Source organism: Bradyrhizobium sp. USDA 4504, assembly GCF_054063995.1.
Genome location: NZ_JBSSGV010000001.1, coordinates 3,707,188 through 3,724,645, shown reverse-complemented (window position 1 = coordinate 3,724,645; position 17,458 = coordinate 3,707,188). Strand labels below are relative to the sequence as shown.

Annotated in this window: 16 protein-coding genes and 1 pseudogene; 12 read left to right on the top strand and 5 right to left on the bottom strand. The window is 64.9% G+C overall.

From position 1 onward, the window contains the following. Positions 1-165 precede the first annotated feature (165 nt). The gene (locus ACVMB1_RS17375) at positions 166-2,649 is read left to right on the top strand and encodes a putative bifunctional diguanylate cyclase/phosphodiesterase (protein ID WP_076831635.1); all 2,484 of its coding nucleotides are present in this window, start codon (positions 166-168) and stop codon (positions 2,647-2,649) included. 109 nt (positions 2,650-2,758) lie between these two features. Here ACVMB1_RS17375 and ACVMB1_RS17370 read toward each other — a convergent pair whose 3' ends face one another. Next, entirely contained in the window at positions 2,759-3,322 is a 564-nt protein-coding gene (locus tag ACVMB1_RS17370) for a nitroreductase family protein (RefSeq protein WP_076831733.1), read from the bottom strand. A gap of 84 nt (positions 3,323-3,406) precedes the next feature. Beyond that, a complete protein-coding gene (thrS, locus tag ACVMB1_RS17365; protein ID WP_076831632.1) occupies positions 3,407-5,455 on the bottom strand; it encodes a threonine--tRNA ligase in 2,049 nt (682 codons plus the stop codon). Positions 5,456-5,682: 227 nt separating this feature from the next. Between thrS and ACVMB1_RS17360 the strand changes: the two genes are divergently transcribed. Both ACVMB1_RS17360 and ACVMB1_RS17355 read left to right on the top strand, forming a co-directional pair. Then, a complete protein-coding gene (locus ACVMB1_RS17360) occupies positions 5,683-6,981 on the top strand; it encodes a COG3904 family protein (protein WP_076831629.1) in 1,299 nt (432 codons plus the stop codon). A gap of 106 nt (positions 6,982-7,087) precedes the next feature. Then, a complete protein-coding gene (locus tag ACVMB1_RS17355) occupies positions 7,088-8,224 on the top strand; it encodes an MFS transporter (RefSeq protein ID WP_076831626.1) in 1,137 nt (378 codons plus the stop codon). 82 nt (positions 8,225-8,306) lie between these two features. Here ACVMB1_RS17355 and ACVMB1_RS17350 read toward each other — a convergent pair whose 3' ends face one another. Next, the gene (locus ACVMB1_RS17350) at positions 8,307-8,474 is read right to left on the bottom strand and encodes a hypothetical protein (protein WP_016843922.1); all 168 of its coding nucleotides are present in this window, start codon (positions 8,472-8,474) and stop codon (positions 8,307-8,309) included. A gap of 124 nt (positions 8,475-8,598) precedes the next feature. Then, positions 8,599-8,911 (bottom strand): annotated as a pseudogene (gene yidD, locus ACVMB1_RS17345) (membrane protein insertion efficiency factor YidD). A gap of 282 nt (positions 8,912-9,193) precedes the next feature. Here yidD and ACVMB1_RS17340 point away from each other — a divergent pair. Further along, positions 9,194-10,117, top strand: coding sequence for a COG3904 family protein (locus ACVMB1_RS17340; RefSeq protein ID WP_076831621.1), 924 nt, complete (start codon positions 9,194-9,196; stop codon positions 10,115-10,117). Between the two features lie 126 nt (positions 10,118-10,243). Here ACVMB1_RS17340 and ACVMB1_RS17335 read toward each other — a convergent pair whose 3' ends face one another. Next, positions 10,244-10,690 (bottom strand): iron-sulfur cluster assembly scaffold protein, encoded by a 447-nt coding sequence (locus ACVMB1_RS17335; RefSeq protein ID WP_057019663.1) that lies wholly within the window; start codon positions 10,688-10,690, stop codon positions 10,244-10,246. Between the two features lie 240 nt (positions 10,691-10,930). On the opposite strand from ACVMB1_RS17335, the gene folE reads away from it, so the two are divergent. From folE to ACVMB1_RS17295, 8 genes are all read left to right on the top strand, one after another. Beyond that, a complete protein-coding gene (folE, locus tag ACVMB1_RS17330) occupies positions 10,931-11,611 on the top strand; it encodes a GTP cyclohydrolase I FolE (protein WP_016843918.1) in 681 nt (226 codons plus the stop codon). A 28-nt stretch (positions 11,612-11,639) separates the two neighbouring features. Then, the gene (gene hisI / locus ACVMB1_RS17325; RefSeq protein WP_057019662.1) at positions 11,640-12,068 is read left to right on the top strand and encodes a phosphoribosyl-AMP cyclohydrolase; all 429 of its coding nucleotides are present in this window, start codon (positions 11,640-11,642) and stop codon (positions 12,066-12,068) included. 202 nt (positions 12,069-12,270) lie between these two features. Then, positions 12,271-12,882, top strand: coding sequence for a c-type cytochrome (locus ACVMB1_RS17320; protein WP_082190604.1), 612 nt, complete (start codon positions 12,271-12,273; stop codon positions 12,880-12,882). Between the two features lie 13 nt (positions 12,883-12,895). After that, on the top strand, positions 12,896-14,146 hold the full coding sequence (locus ACVMB1_RS17315; protein ID WP_076831618.1) for a c-type cytochrome: 1,251 nt from the start codon (positions 12,896-12,898) through the stop codon (positions 14,144-14,146). 115 nt (positions 14,147-14,261) lie between these two features. Beyond that, a complete protein-coding gene (locus ACVMB1_RS17310) occupies positions 14,262-14,441 on the top strand; it encodes a hypothetical protein (protein ID WP_016843914.1) in 180 nt (59 codons plus the stop codon). Continuing rightward, a complete protein-coding gene (locus ACVMB1_RS17305; RefSeq protein ID WP_057019660.1) occupies positions 14,441-15,004 on the top strand; it encodes a cupredoxin domain-containing protein in 564 nt (187 codons plus the stop codon). The genes ACVMB1_RS17310 and ACVMB1_RS17305 overlap by 1 nt, the downstream gene beginning before the upstream one ends. After that, positions 14,994-16,619, top strand: coding sequence for a cbb3-type cytochrome c oxidase subunit I (locus ACVMB1_RS17300; RefSeq protein WP_076831616.1), 1,626 nt, complete (start codon positions 14,994-14,996; stop codon positions 16,617-16,619). The genes ACVMB1_RS17305 and ACVMB1_RS17300 overlap by 11 nt, the downstream gene beginning before the upstream one ends. Beyond that, positions 16,616-17,407 carry a c-type cytochrome gene (locus tag ACVMB1_RS17295; RefSeq protein WP_076831613.1) on the top strand — a complete coding sequence of 264 codons (792 nt, stop codon included), beginning with the start codon at positions 16,616-16,618 and terminating at the stop codon, positions 17,405-17,407. The genes ACVMB1_RS17300 and ACVMB1_RS17295 overlap by 4 nt, the downstream gene beginning before the upstream one ends. Positions 17,408-17,458: the final 51 nt, after the last annotated feature.

Sequence of the window (17,458 nt, the reverse complement as noted above, 5' to 3'; positions counted from 1 at the left end):
CTGCATTTCATGCAGCTGTCATAGTCTCTAATGTGAACTAACCATCGCGCGGATTTGAGCCGTCATAATCGCTCGCGGCGATACCGGGCCTGCCTATTTTTACATGACGTTAAGCCGCGGCATGACTTGGATGCCGTGGGGACTAGTGTTTGCGTGGGGCGCGCCATGGTCATGGCCAACAAGAAATCAGCTAAAGCATCGGCCAAATTCAATTCCGAGATGTTCGCCGACGTACCGGTTCTGCAACGCAAGTGGCAGGCCGCGGTCCGTCCCGGCGAAAAGCTGCCGCACTATGAAGACGTGATGCTCGGCAGTCTCGGCCGGCTCGCGGATCATATCGTGCTGCTGCGGAGCGTCGATGGCATGCTCAGCGTCTCGCATGCCGGCCGCTATGTCCAGACATGGCTGAACGACGAGCGCTGGGACATTCCGCTCAGCGCCCTGCCGCCGGATTGCGCCACCGCGTTGACCGAAGCGGCCGCAAACGCGCGCGAGAACTGCCGGCCCTATCTGGCGTCGGCGCATTGCGTCCGCGACGGGCTGGTGCGGACCTTCGACGTGCTGGCGCTGCCGACGCGGTCGCGCTGGGGCGGTATCCTGGTCGGCGTCTATGTCAACGAGCGCAATGCGCAGTACAATCTGCTCGATACGATTTTCTCGGCCACCGACGAGGGCGTGCTGTCGCTCGCCGCGATCCGCGATGCGCGCGGCGAGCCGGCCGACTTCCAGATCGTGCATCTCAACCAGGGCGCCGCAAGGCTGCTGATGCAGCCTGCGACCGAATTGCTGTGGCGCCGGCTCAGCGCCGGCGGCAATCCGCTTGCGGCGTCAGCGGTGATGAGCCGTCTGCGTGGATTTGTCGGCGGCGGCCCGGGCGGGCAGTTCGAGATCGACAGCGGCGATCGCTGCCTGCGGCTCGGCGTCACGGCGTTCGGCGACATGCTGTCGCTGACCGTCTCCGACGTCACCGCGCTGAAGCAGCGCGAGCTGTCGTTCCGCCTGCTGTTCGAGAACAACCCGATGCCGATGTGGGTGTTCGACGCCGGCACGATGGAATTCCTCAGCGTCAACGACGCCGCCGTTCAGCATTATGGATACAGCCGGGAAAAGTTTCTCGGCATGACGCTGCGCCAGATCTGGCCGGTGGATGAGTGGAGCGTGCACAGCGCCGCCTTGCGCGAGATCGGCGACGTCTATCAATCGAGCCGCGACTGGCGGCACATCAGGGCCGATGGCAGCGAGATCCACGTGCTGACCTTCGGGCGCAAGGTGGCGTTCGAGGGCCGCGACGGCTATCTGGTCGCGGTGGTCGACATCACCGAGCGCCGCGCCGCCGAAGCGCGGATCGCGCATATGGCGCACCATGACGGTCTCACCAATTTGCCGAACCGCGATTTCTACCAGGAGCGCCTGCGCGAGGCGCTGGAGCGCGGCCGGAGCGGCAACAAGCGCGTCGCGGTGATGTGCATCGACCTCGACCTGTTCAAGAACGTCAACGACTCCTTCGGGCATCCGATGGGCGACCGGCTGCTCAAGCTGGTGGCGGGGCGGCTGCTCGAGGTGGTCCGCGACGACAATGTGGCGGCCCGCCTCGGCGGCGACGAATTCGCGATCGTGCTTGCGGCCGACGTTTCGCCGAACGAGGCGAGCGCTTTCGCCGAACGGTTGATCGAAGCGCTGAGCGCGCCCTACAACATCGACGGGCTCGAGGTCGTGGTCGGCGCCAGCGTCGGCATCGCGCTGTCACCGGGTGACGGCACGACGTCGGAAGAATTGATGCGCAATGCCGACATGGCGCTGTACCGCGCCAAGTCCGAGGGCGGCGGCGTGCACCACTTCTTCGAACCGGAGATGGATCAGCAGGCGCAGAAGCGCCGCGACATGGAGCGCGATCTGCGCGCGGCCTTCAGCAACGGCGAGTTCGAGCTGCACTACCAGCCGCTGGTCGATATCGCGGCCGACCGCATCTCTGGCTTCGAGTCGCTGCTGCGCTGGCGGCACCCGCACAAGGGCATGGTCTCACCTGCGGAGTTCATCCCGGTTGCCGAAGACATCGGCCTGATCGTCGCGCTCGGCGAATGGGTGCTGCGCGAAGCCTGCTCGGAGGCGATCAAGTGGCCCGCCGACGTCAAGGTCGCCGTCAATCTGTCGCCGGTGCAGTTCCGCAGCCGCAATCTGGTCCAGGCCGTGATCTCGGCGCTGGCGCATTCCGGCCTGTCGGCGCGGCGGCTCGAGCTCGAGATCACCGAGTCGGTGTTCCTGGCGGAAACCGAGGCCAACCTCGCGATCCTGCATCAGCTGCGCGAGCTGGGCGTCAGCATCTCGATGGACGATTTCGGCACCGGCTATTCCTCGCTGAGCTATCTGCGCAGCTTCCCGTTCGACAAGATCAAGATCGACCGCTCCTTCGTGAAGGATCTGGCGCGGCGCTCCGATTGCCTCGCGATCGTGCGCGCGATCTCGGGCCTTGGCCGCAGCCTCAGGATCACCACGACCGCGGAAGGGGTCGAGACGACAGACCAGCTCGACTGGCTGCGCGCCGAAGGTTGCAACGAGGTGCAGGGATTTCTGTTCAGCGCGGCGAGGCCGGCCGGCGAGATCGCGGCGCTGCTGAGCAGTTTTGCGGAGCGTGCGTCGAAGGCGGCGTAGTCGTCATGCCCGACAATGGCGAGGGCTTTTGTAGCCCGGGTGAGCGAAGCGACACCCGGGACGAGTGTCCCGCATATCGCTCCGCTCATGCGGGCTACAAGGCTATACCCTAGAACCGCGTCACGATATCCGACAGGGCCGGGCGCGGGCGGTCCTCGCTCGGCCTGGTCGGGGTGCCGATGTGAATGAGCCCGGCGAGCTTCTCGTCCGGCTTCAGGCCGAGGCCGTCGAGCACGTCGCGGTCGAAGACGAACCAGCCGGTCAGCCAGCAGGCGCCGTAGCCGAGCGCGGTCGCCGCGGTAACGATGTTCATCGCGCTGGCGCCCGCCGACAATTCCTGCTCCCACGGCGGCACCTTCGGGTGCGGCTTGGTGAAGGAGACCACGCCGATCACCAGCGGCGCGTCGGTCAGGCGTTTCTTCTCGACCTCGATGTCGGAGGCCGGCGCCCCGGGATTCTTCCGGGCGAAGACCTTTGCGATCACGTCGCCGGCCCGCGCGCGGGCATCGCCCTCGAACACGATGAAGCGCCAGGGCGCGAGCTTGCCGTGGTCAGGCACGCGTGCGCCGATCGTCAAAATGGTCTCGAGCTCGGCCGCGGACGGGCCCGGGCCGGTCATCTCGCGCGGTTTCATCGAGCGGCGCGTCTTCAGGAGTTCAATGGCATCGGGCACGGAAATGTCCTTCAAGGGGAGTCGTGCCCCCAAGATGGGGACACGACCAGGCCAATGAAAGCCAGTTTAGACCGATTGTGAAGATCAGGCGACGGATCGCGCCCGCTTCACGTCGGGCGGCGTCGCCTCATCGACCAGCGCGGCGATCGCCTCATCGGTCGGCATCACGGTCTGCCGCTCGCTGCCGAGACGGCGGACCGAGACCGAGTGGGTCTCGGCTTCCTTCTTGCCGACGACGAGCAGGGCCGGAATCTTGGCCAGCGAGTGCTCGCGGACCTTGTAGTTGATCTTCTCGTTGCGCAGGTCGATCTCGACCCGCAGCCCGGCGCGGCGCGCTGCCGCCGCCACCACCTTGGCGTACTCATCGCCTTCGGAGGTGATGGTCGTGACCACGAGCTGGGTCGGCGCCAGCCAGAGCGGGAAGTTGCCGGCATAGTGCTCGATCAGGATGCCGATGAAGCGCTCCATCGAACCGCAGATCGCGCGGTGCACCATGACAGGCGCCTTCTTCGAGCCGTCATGATCGATGTAGAACGCGCCGAACCGCTCCGGCAGGTTGAAGTCGACCTGGGTCGTGCCGCACTGCCAGTCGCGGCCGATGGCGTCGCGCAGCACATACTCGAACTTCGGTCCGTAGAACGCGCCTTCGCCCGGATTGATCTCGGTCCGGATGCGGTTGCTGCCCTTGGCCTTGATCTCCGACAGCACCGTCGCCATCACGCGCTCGGCGTGATCCCACATCTCGTCGGTGCCGACGCGCTTCTCCGGCCGCGTCGAGAGCTTGACCGTGAGCTCGCCGTCGAAACCGAAATCGGCGTAGGTCGACAGGATCAGGTCGTTGATCTTGAGGCACTCGTCGGCGAGCTGCTGCTCGGTGCAGAACACATGGGCGTCGTCCTGGGTGAAGCCGCGCACCCGCATCAGGCCGTGCATCGCGCCCGACGGCTCGTAGCGATGCACGACGCCGAACTCGGCGAGCCGCAACGGCAGGTCGCGGTAGCTCTTCAGCCCGTGCTTGAAGATCTGTACATGGCCCGGGCAGTTCATCGGCTTCAGCGCGAACCAGCGCTTGTCCTCGGCCTCGTCGCCGGCGGACTGCGCCGCAAACATGTTCTCGCGGTACCAGTCCCAATGGCCCGAGGTCTCCCACAGCGCCTTGTCGAGGATCTGCGGGGCGTTGACCTCGTTGTAGTCGCCGAGCAGCCGGCGCCGCATATAGGCGATCAGCTGCTGGAAGATGGTCCAGCCCTTGGGGTGCCAGAACACCACGCCCGGGCCTTCCTCCTGGAAGTGGAACAGGTCGAGCTCGCGGCCGAGCTTGCGGTGGTCGCGCTTCTCGGCTTCCTCGATCTGCTTGAGATAGGCGTCGAGGTCTTCCTGCCTGGCGAATGCCGTGCCGTAGATGCGGGTCAGCATCGGATTGTTGGAGTCGCCGCGCCAATACGCGCCCGCCACCTTCATCAGCTTGAAGGCGTTGCCGATCTTGCCGGTCGAGGTCATGTGCGGGCCGCGGCAGAGGTCGAACCAGTCGCCCTGGAAGTAGATCTTGATCGGCTCGTTGCCGGGAATGGCGTCGACCAGCTCGACCTTGAAGGCCTCGCCCTTGTCGCGGAACACCTGCTTGGTCTTCTCGCGATCCCAGACTTCCTTGGTGAACGGCTTGTCGCGCGCGACGATCTCGCGCATCCGCTTCTCGATCGCGGCAAAATCTTCCGGGGTGAACGGCTCGTTGCGGAAGAAGTCGTAGTAGAAGCCGTTCTCGATCACCGGGCCGATCGTGACCTGGGTGCCCGGCCACAGCGACTGCACGGCCTCCGCCAGCACATGCGCGGCATCGTGCCGGATCAGTTCCAGCGCGCGCGGGTCTTCGCGGCCGATCAGCTCGATCTTGGCGTCGGCCTCGATCGGATCATTGAGATCGGCAAGCGTGCCGTCGAGCGCCATCGCGACGGTGCGCTTGGCGAGCGAGGGCGAAATGCCTTTGGCGATGTCGAGACCGGTGGTCCCTCTCGGGAAATCGCGCCTCGCTCCATCAGGGAAGGTGAGGGCGATCTTGTTCACGGGTTCTGCGGGTTTGAGGTTAGAGAGGCTGTACTGGAATCCGGATTCGGATTTGGGTGGCGTTTCTGCCATGGTGACTCCTGTAGCTCACTCCTGCGAACGAGCGCAGGTAAGCGGAAAGCAGCGGTATAGCAGGGGATTTGACGCCTGCAATCCGGCAATATCAAGAAAATGGGCCACCGGCCGCACGGATTTGAACAAGGCTCGGCTGCAGGCGACGCCACGGATCGTTGCGACGCTGCCGATCATCGTCTAACGTCCGGCGTCCGTTTTCCGCCATCGCGCGATCCGCAAGGTTCATGTTTTCCCGTCTCCTGTTTTTCGTGGCGTTGCTTCTGATCCCGGGCGTGTTGCGGGCGGAAGAAACACCGGTCCAGAAGGCCGGATTTGCGAAGAAGCTGACCATCTATCTCGCCCATGGGCCAGCGAACGCCTGCGGCGCCGGCTGCGATCGCTGGATCGCGATCGAAGGCGAGATCGATCGGGAAGCCGCTCAGCGGATTCGCACCTTCCTGTTTGCCGTCAAGGACAGGCAGCTTCCGATCTACCTTCATTCGCCGGGCGGAAACGTCGAGCAGTCCTATGGGATCGCGCGGTTCCTGCGCGCGCACAAGGCAATCGCCCGGGTCGGCCGTACCATCGTGCCGGCCTGTTCCACCGGCACGCAGATCGACGCCGCATGCCTGAAGATCAAGGCTGCCAAGGGCGAGGTCGAGGCCGAGCTCGCCACGCGCAACGCGATGTGCGTGTCGGCCTGCGCCTATCTGTTCCTGGGCGCGACCAGCCGCGAAGTGGCGCCCGATTCGGTGCTCGCGGTGCATAACTCCAAGCTGATGTTCGTCGTCCACGGGCATCCGCCTGCGCAGGTCGTCGCGGACTTCAGGCGGCGCGAGATGGTGAGCGCCGATCGCGACCGCAACGTATTCCTCGCGGCGATGGGCATCAGCCATGAGCTCAGCGACCTCATCAAGTCCGTGAAGTTCGAGGACCTGCACGTGCTGACGCGGCCGGAGCTCTATCGATTCGGCATCGATACGCGGCCGCTGCCGGAAACCCTGTGGGCGGTGGAGAAGGAGACACGGCCCTATGTTCGCAAGATCGTGCAGCAGAAAAGGGCCGACGGCAGCGCGTTCCGCATGATGGAGTGGCGGCTGTTCTGCGAGAGCAAGGATCGCGGGCGGCTGATGTTCGTGCGCGAGTTCGAGGAGGGGGCAGCCGGCAAGAGCACGGTGCTGATGATGGCCGGCGCGACCAAGACCGTTGCATTCGGCCGGTCGGCACGGTTCGGCAAATACGAGGTCTGGAGCGAGGCGGTGACCTCGGACATCGTCAAGGCGATGCTCGCGGCCCCGCATCTGCAGATCGGCGAAAGCCCGCCGGCAACCGACGCCAAGCCTGACGCCAAGTCCGACGTCAAGTCTGACACCAAGTCCGGCCTTGCGACATTCGATATCGGCACCACCGGGCTGGAGCAGGGCTGGACGCAGCTTCTGGCATCATGCCCGGCGGCGACCGCCGGCCCGAAGCCTGCGAGCCCGTTGCCGGCCGCCGCGTCGCCGAGTGTCAGCGCGGTGCCAGCGGCGTCGCCGTCGCCATGAGCGCAAGAGGCGCTGTTCGATCAGGTGCCATGCATTTAGATGCAGTTGCATCGATCTCGGCGTCTGCTAACAACGCGGCGTGAAACGCTTCGCTCCCACCGCATTGATGCTCGGCAACATCGTCACCGGCTGCTCGGTGCTGGCGCCGGCCGGCATGCTGGCGGAGTTGTCCGACGGACTCGGCGTCACGATCCACACCGCGGGTCTCCTGATCACCTTCGGCGCGATCGTGCTGTGCGTGGGCTCGCCGGTGACGGCGTGGTTGACCAGCCGGATCGAGCGGCGGGCGCTGCTGACGGCGACGCTGCTGGTGCTGACGCTGACCAATGCGGCATCCGCCTTTGTGCCGAACTACGACAGCCTCCTGATCATTCGGCTGGTGATGCTCGCGGTCGGCGTGCTCTACACGCCGCAGGCGGCGGGCACCGCGGCACTGATCGTGCCGGTGGAGAAGCGCGGCAGCACGATTGCCTACATCTTTCTCGGCTGGTCGCTCGCCGCCGCGATCGGGCTGCCGCTGATCACCTTCATCGCAAGCCGCTACGGCTTTCGCGCGACCTATGGCGCGATCGCGCTGACCGGGCTCGTCAGTTCCCTACTGCTGTGGTGGCGGCTGCCAGGCGGATTGCACGGCGCGCCGGTTGATCTCCGAACCTGGGTCGATCTCGGCCGCAATCCGATGGTCATTCTGCTGCTGTCGATCACGACGCTGCAGATGTCCGGCCAGTTCGTGGTGTTCACCTTCATGGGGCCGCTGCTCGCCAAACTGACTGGCGCCAATGCGGACGCCGTCGGGATCGTGTTCGCGCTCTACGGCATCTTCGGGTTCGTCGGCATCGTGATCGCAACGCGCGTGGTGGATTCCTGGGGCGCCTGGAAGACCTCGGTCCTGTTCACCGTGCTGCTTCTCGCAGGCGTCGCCGGCTGGGCGCTGAGCGCCGGCGCCTACGCCCTGATGGCCGCCTCCGTCGCGGTGTGGGGCCTCGGCTTTGCATCGACCAATTCGATGCAGCAGGTACGCCTGGTCGGTGCGGCGCCGGCGCTCGCTTCGGCGTCGGTCTCGCTCAATACCTCGGTGCTGTATATCGGCCAGGCCATCGGCTCCGCGATCGGCGGGTTGCTGTTCGCCCGCGAATGGCTGCACAGCGCAGGCTACGTCGCCGCGGCCTTCGTCGCGGCGGCGCTTGCGGTCGTGGTCGTCACTCGGCCGCGACGGACGGCCGCCACCGCCGCGGCCGAGTGAACGGTTGGCTTTCACGCTTGTGTTCGCGAGAGCATCCCAAGCAACGATCCGCGTGAGGAACATCAGGGGGCTCGGCTGCGCGTCACCACCTCACGCTTTGGCTGGGCACGATGAACGCCGTCGTGCTTGGCTTGTTCGGATTGTGGGTGAAGTAGCCGTAGGCGGCGACGATCACGACGAGCAAGGCAAGCACGGCCAGCAAGTCGATCTGCCGGGGATCATGACCGTTGTGGCTGATTTTCCAGCGCATTGTTGTTTCCTCCCCAAGGGGGCAATGAAACAATGCGCCAACTATCGCCACAGTTCCGCCGGGCAGCAATGCGCGCCGCGCTTGGACGTACCGCAGCAATCGATCAATTGTCGTTGACGCCGCGTCAGCCTTCGTTGACGCCGCGCCAGCGGCCATAGCGCCAGGGCAGGTACCCAGCGTGCCCCGGGCGGCTTCGTCAGCGGGACATTATCGATCCCGGATGTTCCCCAGGGCTGGCAGCGCAGCAGCCGCGCCAGCGTCATCCAGCCGCCGCCCCACAGGCCGAAGCGTTCGATCGCCTCGTCGCCATAGACCGAGCAGGTCGGCAGATGCCGGCAGTTGTAGCCGACCAGCGGCGACAGCGTGTGCCGGTAGATCCAGATCAGGGCGCGGCCGAGGTTGCGCGGCAAGCGGCGCATGGTGCTGGCACAGTCCATGCATCGTGGATGGTGTGTCGTTGAATGGTCTGTCGGCGGCATACGCAAGTATGTACGTAGTCTTGCGGGGGTTCCAAGCCAAGGAACTGTTTTCTTGCAGATATTTACGCCACAGTTCGTTATTATTGCACAGCACCGATGGCGCTGCAGCAAGGGCTCTATGGACGGTCCGGGTCAGCAACGCTACCGTTCCCATAACGCGCCGCTGACAGAATCGTGGCGCATTGCCATGGGGCCATTGCCACCGCTCGCATCACCAAGGGCTTGGGGGAAGGAACCAAATTGAGGCTCGTCAAGTCGCTCTCGTTGCGCAGTTGGGCGCTTACCGGCGCCGTTGCTCTTTGCTTCGCGGTTTCCGGCACCGCCGCCATGGCGGGCGGTTCCGCGCAGGCCAATTCGACCCTCGAAGAGCGCAAGCTGCCGATGAAGTTCAGCTGGATCGCCTGCCAGCCGAATTGCCGCGGCTGGGTGTCCGCGGTCGGCATCATCACGGCCGATAGTCCCAGGGAATTCGACGAGTTCGCGCGCGGCCGCCAGCTCAACGGCGCCACCATCGTGCTCGATTCCAGCGGCGGCTCGGTCAACGACGCGATCGCGCTCGGCCGCCGCTTCCGCGGTCTCGGCGTGCTGACCACGGTCGGCACCAGCGTCGTCAATCAGGCCGCGCAGGGCGGCCGCACGAGCGTTCTGCCCGATGCTTATTGCGAGTCGATGTGCGTGTTCCTGCTGTTGTCGGGCAAGACGCGCTACGTTCCGCCGGCCGCCCATGTTCGCGTACATCAGATCTGGATGGGCGATCGCGCCGACGACGCCAAGGCGGCGAGCTACACCGCGCAGGACCTGATGATCGTCGAGCGCGATATCGGCCGTCTTGCCAAATACACCTTCGATATGGGCGGCGCGGGTGATCTGCTGGCGCTCTCGCTCAGCGTGCCGCCGTGGGAGGACCTGCACGAATTGTCGGCGGCCGAATTGCGGCTGACCAATCTCATCACCACCGATGCGGTTGCCGACGTGCTGCCGCGGCAGGACAACAGCAAGGACAACGCTATTCCCGTCGCCGAGGCGAAGCCGAAGAACAACGATCGCTTCTTGAGCAGCGCGATGGAGGGCGAGGCGTCGCAGGCGAGAGCGACCAAGACCGCCGAGGTCGTGGTGCCGACCGGCGGCAGCGCAGCGCCGGCGCCGGTCCAGCCCGCGCAGTAAGAACGCACATTGTCGCGTCGTTCCGGGACGCGTAAGCGGACCACAGATGCGCAATTGTGCATCGGGGAACCTCGAGATTCCGGGTTCGATGCTGCGCATCGCCCCGGAATGACCTGACATGCAATTTTACGCCGGCTGCTTCGCCTTGGCCTCGATCTGGCCGATCGCATCGACCACGGCATCGAAGGTCAGCAGGGTCGAGGCATGGCGGGCCTTGTAGTCGCGCACCGGCTCGAGCAGCGCGATATCGGCCCATTTGCCGCCCTGCGGGGGCTGGCCGTTTTCCTTCAGCATCTTGCGGACCGTCTCGCGCAATTCGCGCAGCTCGTCCGCGGTCGAGCCCACCACCCGGCTCGCCATGATCGAGGAGGAGGCCTGGCCGAGCGCACAGGCCTTCACGTCATGGGCGAAATCCGTCACCACGGGACCGTCCATCTTGAGGTCGACCTTGACGGTCGAACCGCACAATTTGGAGTGGGCGGTGGCGCTGGCGTCCGGGTCGGCCAGCCGTCCGAGGCGCGGAATATTGCCGGCCAACTCGATGATCCGCTTGTTGTAAATGTCGTTCAGCATGGGGACAGATGCCTGGTTCCGGCGGTGCCGGGCGCTCTTGGCGGCTGGGTTGCACCGTCCTATATATGGACGGCAACGCCGGAAACATAGCCCGGCCATGCAGCCACCGCGGCCCACCTCCGCCGCGGCGGTGCTACAATTGTGGGACTCAGGCGCCCGGCGGTCGAACCATCCGCCCCGTCTGCCCGGTGACACATCCGGACCAAGGTCAAATCCGAGGGCCGGTCGAACGGAGAAGACATGGACGCCTTGATCAAATCGATTCGCCCCAACAAGCCGGCCGACGCGAAGCCCGGCGAGCTCGACCCCTCAGAATTCATGACGGCGGCCGTCCGCGCCGACCAGCCGCGCCCGTCGCGGGCGGAGGCGGAGGACGCCGTGAAGACGCTGCTCGCCTATATCGGCGAGAACACCGGCCGCGAGGGACTGCTCGACACGCCGCGCCGGGTCGTCGAGGCCTATGACGAGCTCTATCAGGGCTACCACCAGTGCCCGGCCGAGGTACTGAACCGCACCTTCGGCGAGACCGCCGGCTACGACGATTTCGTCCTCGTCCGCGACATCGAGTTCACCTCGCAGTGCGAGCATCACATGATGCCGTTCTACGGCAAGGCGCATATTGCCTATACGCCGGTGGAGCGCGTCGTCGGCCTCTCCAAGCTGGCGCGGCTGACCGATATCTTCGCCCGCCGTCTGCAGACCCAGGAGCATCTCACCGCGCAGGTCGCGGCTGCGATCGACGAGGTGCTGAAGCCCCGCGGCGTTGCCGTGCTGATCGAGGCGGAGCATACCTGCATGTCGGTGCGCGGCGTTGCCAAGCATGGTGCATCGACCTTCACCAGCCGCTTCACCGGCATGTTCCGCGACAATCCGGCGGAGCAGCAGCGTTTCTTGTCCCTGGTGCGAGGACCGAACCGGTAACCTCGCATTTTCCTGAGCGAGGTTTTCCGTGTCCGCAGCGACCCACGATCACGACCGCGAGGAGGGGCTGGCCTTCCAGCCTAAATTCGACGCGGCAGGTCTTGTGACCTGCGTCGCGACCGATGCCGCGACCGGCGATGTGCTGATGGTCGCGCACATGAACGACGAGGCCCTGCGCAAGACGATCGCGACCGGCGAAGGCTGGTACTTCAGCCGCTCGCGCAATGCGCTGTGGCGCAAGGGCGAGAGCTCGGGCCAGACCCAGCGCGTGGTCGAGATCCGGATGGATTGCGATCAGGACGCGGTGTGGATCAAGGTCGAGCAGATCGGCGCCGCCTGCCACACCGGACGGCGCTCCTGCTTCTATCGCGCGGTGAAGGACGAGGGCGGGCATGTCAGCCTGTCCTTTGTCGACGCCGAGAAGCTGTTCGATCCGGCGCAGGTCTATCGCAAATAGATCATTGATCTGAATCAAGTACAGCGCGGCGAAGTCGTGTACTTCGTGGCCCCTGTTACGCCATGCGCAAGCCGTTGCGCATGGTCGTCACTGGGGGTGAACTGTGGCGCATCGCCTGATACCGCTTGTTGGGTTTCTTGCCTGGGCTGTGTGGCCGATCGGCGAGGCGCAATCGCAAACGACCGAGCGTGCGCCCGATACGATGGCCGCGCGCGTCCTTGCCTGTGCGCCGTGTCACGGCGCCGAAGGCGAGGGCACCAGCGACGCCTATTTCCCGCGGCTGGCCGGCAAGCCGGCAGGCTATCTCTACAACCAGCTCATCGCATTCCGGGATGGACGGCGGAAATATCCGCCGATGAACTACCTGCTGGAGTTTCAGACCGACGATTACCTGAAGAAGATCGCCGAATATTTCGCCTCGCTCAGGCCGGCATTTCCGCCGCCGGTCCCGCCGGTCGACAGCAAGGAGATTCTGGCGCGCGGCGAGACGATCGTGAAGAACGGCGATCCGCAGCACGGCATTCCGCCCTGTTCGGCCTGTCATGGTCCTACATTGGGGGGCATGGAGCCCGGCATTCCCGGCCTGCTTGGCCTGCGCGCCGCCTATATCAGCGGCCAGCTCGGCGGCTGGCGCTACGGCACGCGGACCGCGTTCGCTCCCGATTGCATGCAGATCGTCGCGAGCCTGCTGACGGAGGACGACGTGAAGGCGGTGGCAGCCTACCTGTCGTCGCGTCCGGCGCCGGCGGATCCATCCTTCGCGCCGCGAGGCAGCCTTCCGATGCCGCTCGAATGCGGCAGCGAACCGCATTGAAGGGATCGTGCCGATGTCGCGAACCTTAACAGGACTGCTTGTCGGACTGATGCTGGCACTGTCGCCGATTGGGGCATCGGCGCAGCAGAAGGCGGCCGATCCGGCCGTGCTCGCCAAGGGCGAGTATCTCGCACGCGCCGGCGATTGCATCGCCTGCCACACCGCGCGCGAAGGCAAGACCTTCGCCGGCGGGCTGCCGATGAAGACGCCATTCGGCACGCTCTACACGTCGAACATCACGCCCGACCCGCAGACCGGGATCGGCACATGGACGTCGGATCAGTTCTACCAGATGATGCACAATGGCCGCTTCCCCGATGGCGGCCTGGTCTATCCGGCGATGCCGTTCGCCTCCTATACCAAGGTGACGCGCGAGGACAGCGACGCGATCTACGCCTATTTGCGCACGGTGCCGCCGGTCAGGCAGCTCAACAAGCCGCATGACCTGACATTCCCGTTCAACAACCGCTCGCTGATCATTGGCTGGCGCACGCTGTTCTTCAGGGAAGGCGAGTTCAAGCCTGATCCGACGAAGTCGGCGGAGTGGAACAGAGGTAACTATCTGGTCGAGGGGCTAGGGCATTGCGGGATGTGTCATACCCCGATCAATGCGCTCGGCGGCAGCAAGCAGTCGCAGGCCTTCGAGGGCGGCCTGATCCCGATGCAGAACTGGTACGCGCCGTCGCTGACCTCCAACAAGGAGACGGGGCTCGGCGACTGGACGATCGAGGAGATCGTCGACTATCTGCGCAAGGGCGTGTCCGCCAAGGGTGCCGTGTACGGACCGATGGCCGAGGTCGTCTACAACAGCCTGCAATATCTCAATGATGATGATGCGCGCGCGATGGCGGTCTACCTGAAGGGCCTTGCGCAGGGCGGTCCTCCGGAGAAGGCGTCGACTTCGCTACCGTCGGCCGAGAGCAGTCTGCTGCTGTCCTTTGGCAAGTCGATCTATGACCGCGACTGCGCAAGCTGTCATGGCGCGACCGGGCAGGGCATGCCGCCGGATTATCCGCCGCTTGCCGGCAATCAGTCGATCCAGATGGTCTCCGCGGTGAACCCGATCCGGATGGTGCTCAATGGCGGGTATCCGCCGGGCACGTTGGGCAATCCGATGCCCCACGGCATGCCGCCGTTCGCGCAGAAGCTGTCGGATGACGAGGTCGCGGCTGTCGTGACCTACATTCGAACGGCTTGGGGCAATCGCGGCGAGCCGGTGTCGGCGCGGCAGGCCAACGAACTGCGGGCAGCAACGCTGAACTAAAGCATGATCCGGAAAAGTGCGAAGCGGTTTTCCGAAACGATCATGCTCAAACAAAGGAGCTAAAGCGCGATGACTAGTCAACCTCGTCTCGTCGCGCGTTAAGGGGAGCGCGATCATGATCAACTCGTCTTCGCCGCAACCGCCGGCATCGGGCTCGGAAGACGATGATGTCGAGACCATCGTACGCGCCGGTCCGGGCGGCGCGGTCGCGGTCGCGGGCATTGCGACGGCCGTCGTGGTCGGGTTGTGGTTTGCATTCTATCTACTGGTCTTCCTGCCGCGGAGCGTTCCCTGATGGCGAGCGAGACTGACCACAGCCTCGGCGAGGCCGTTGCCGCACGGATCGAGCGGCGCTGGGCGACGCTGTCGATCGTCATTGTCGGCGTCCTGGTCGGCATGGCGACCTATATCGGCATCCATCAGGCGACGATGCCGCAGGGCCGGGTCGAAACCGCCGATCCCAAGACGCTGCATCTGTCGGGCGAATTCGTCGAGAGCAATCTCGGCAGCGAAATGCTGGCCGACGGATCGGTCACCGTGCGTGCGATTGGCCAGCAATATTCCTTCACACCGCAATGCATCGTGGTGCCCGCGGAGACGCCGATCACCTTCCGCGCCACCAGCGCCGATGTCGTCCACGGTTTCCTGATCGAGGGCACCAACATCAACACGATGCTGGTGCCGGGCTACGTCACCGACCTGCCGGTGCGCTTCAAGGCGCCGGGCGATCACGTGATGCCGTGCCAGGAATTCTGTGGCATCGGCCACCAGGGCATGTGGGGCAAGGTCAAGGTGGTCGACAAGGCTGCGTTCCGTGACATGGCGGCAGCGAAGCGGAGGCTGACCTGTGTTGATTAACAAGCGGCTGATCGCGGTGCATTTCTGGCTTGCCTTCATCGTGTTCGGCGTCGCGCTGGTGCTCGGCGCCTGGCAGATGTTCGTGCGCAGCCCGTTGAACGCCTGGCATTTCAATCCGGAATTCTACTATCGCTCGGTCACCGCCCATGGCTCGGCGATGGGATACGTATTCCCGACACTGATCGCGATGGGATTCGGTTACGCGATCACCGAAGCCTCGCTCGAGAAAGAGCTGGTTGGACGGCGCTGGGCCTGGGTGGGCTTCTTCCTGGTCGCCGTCGGCGCCGTTGTCGCGATGATCCCGGTGTCGCTCGGGCTCGCCTCGGTGCTCTACACCTTCTATCCGCCGATGGTCGGCAATCCCTTCTATTACATCGGCGTCGTCATGGTCGTGGTCGGCTCATGGATCTGGGTCGCGCTGATGGTGACCAATTTCGTGATCTGGAAGCGCAAGAACCCGGGCAAGCCGGTGCCGCTTGCGATGTATGCCAATGTTGCGGGCTCGTTCCTCTGGGGCTGGACCGCGGTCGGCGCGGCGCTTGAGATCCTGTTCCAGATCCTGCCCGTGGCGCTTGGGCTGAAGTCGACGATCGATGCGGGGCTGGCCCGCGTCTTCTTCTCCTGGACGCTGCATGCCATCGTCTATTTCTGGCTGATCCCGACCTACATCGCCTATTACACGATCTTTCCGCGCGCGATCGGCGGCCGGCTCTTCAGCGACCCGATGGCGCGGATTTCGTTCATCCTGTTCGTCGTGGTGGCGATGCCGATCGGCGTGCATCACCTGTTTGCCGACCCGCAGGTCGGCGCCGGATTCAAGTTCATGCATTCGGTGTTCACCGGCCTCGTCGCGCTGCCGACGCTGCTCACGGTGTTCACGATCTGCGCCTCGGCGGAGATTGCCAGCCGCCTGCGTGGCGGCCGCGGCGCCTTCGGCTGGATCGGCGCGCTGCCGTGGTCCAATCCGATCATGCTGGCGACGGCGCTGTCGCTGGTCATGCTCGGCTTCGGAGGCGCCGGCGGTCTGATCAACATGAGCTATCAGCTCGACGCCACCGTGCACAACACGCAGTGGATCACCGGCCATTTCCACCTGATCTTCGGTGGCGCCATCGTGATCATGTATTTTGCCATCGCCTATGATCTGTGGCCGCATCTGACCGACCGTGCGCTGGACAGTTTTGGCCTGATGCGCACGCAGCTCTGGCTGTGGTTCATCGGTATGATCGTGACCACCTTCCCGTGGCACTATGTCGGTATTCTCGGCATGCCGCGCCGCATGGCGTATTACGACTATGCCAACCCGGCGATCTCGCCACAGGCCTTGTCGGTCACGATGTCGGCGATCGGCGGGCTCATTCTTCTGATATCGGGCCTGCTGTTCCTGCTGGTGCTGATCCGCGGGCAGTTCGGCGCGCGAGGCGAGGCGGGTGCGTACCGCTTCGCGGTCCCGTTGCACATGCCCGCGCGGATTCCGGTCGCGCTCAACTCATTCGGCCTGTGGCTCGCGTTGATGGTCGGTCTCACCGTGGTGAACTATGGTTTCCCGATTGCGCAGCTGATGGCGCTGAACGAGACCAGCGTGCCTGCGGTCTATGTCGGAGCCGGCCGATGAGCGACCAGCCGCTGTTCTCGCTTCGCAATCCGTGGTTCGGCGCCAGCGTCGGCATCACGGCCGCCATCGCCGTGCTGTCGGCCGTCGCCGGCCTGATCTGGTTGCCGCTGGCGCAGCCCAATTTGAAGCTTGCGGGGGTCTGGGATGCGATCTGCAGCGCGGCCGGCGTTCCGCGTGCCGCCGTGCAGGAGCCCGGCATCAAGCCGGATTTCAAGACGTCCAATGTCATCATGACGTCGGAGATGCTGACCAAGGCAGATCAGGTCTCGATCGGGCGGGGCGCAACGCTGGCGCAGCGCTGCGCGATCTGCCACGGACCGCAGGGCGTCAGCGACGCCCATTCACCGAACCTCGCCGGGCAATTTGCCGCGGTGACCTACAAGGAGCTGAATGACTTCAAGACCGGCGCGCGGGTCAGCGTGGTGATGAGCCCGTTCGCAGCGGCGATGAGCGATCAGGACATGAAGGATGTCGCGGCCTATTACGCCTATCTGCCGCGGGTGCCTTCGAACAATCTGGATACCGCGCGTCCCGCGCCGGCGATCGTGGTGACGGGCGCCCCGATGCGCAACATCGCGCCTTGCGGCTCCTGCCACGGCGATGTCGACAACAAGGCGGGAAGCCCCTGGCTGGGCGGCCAGTCGGCAGTCTACATCAAGGCACAGCTCGAGGCCTTTGCATCCGGGGCCCGCCGCAACGACATCAGCCAGCAGATGCGCAACATCGCGCGCCAGATGACGGCCGAGGAGATCGACCAGGTCGCGCACTACTACGAGGCCCAGCCCTGAATCGGCGCTATTAACGCGCCATTAACCATAATTACGGCACCTTGACGGGAC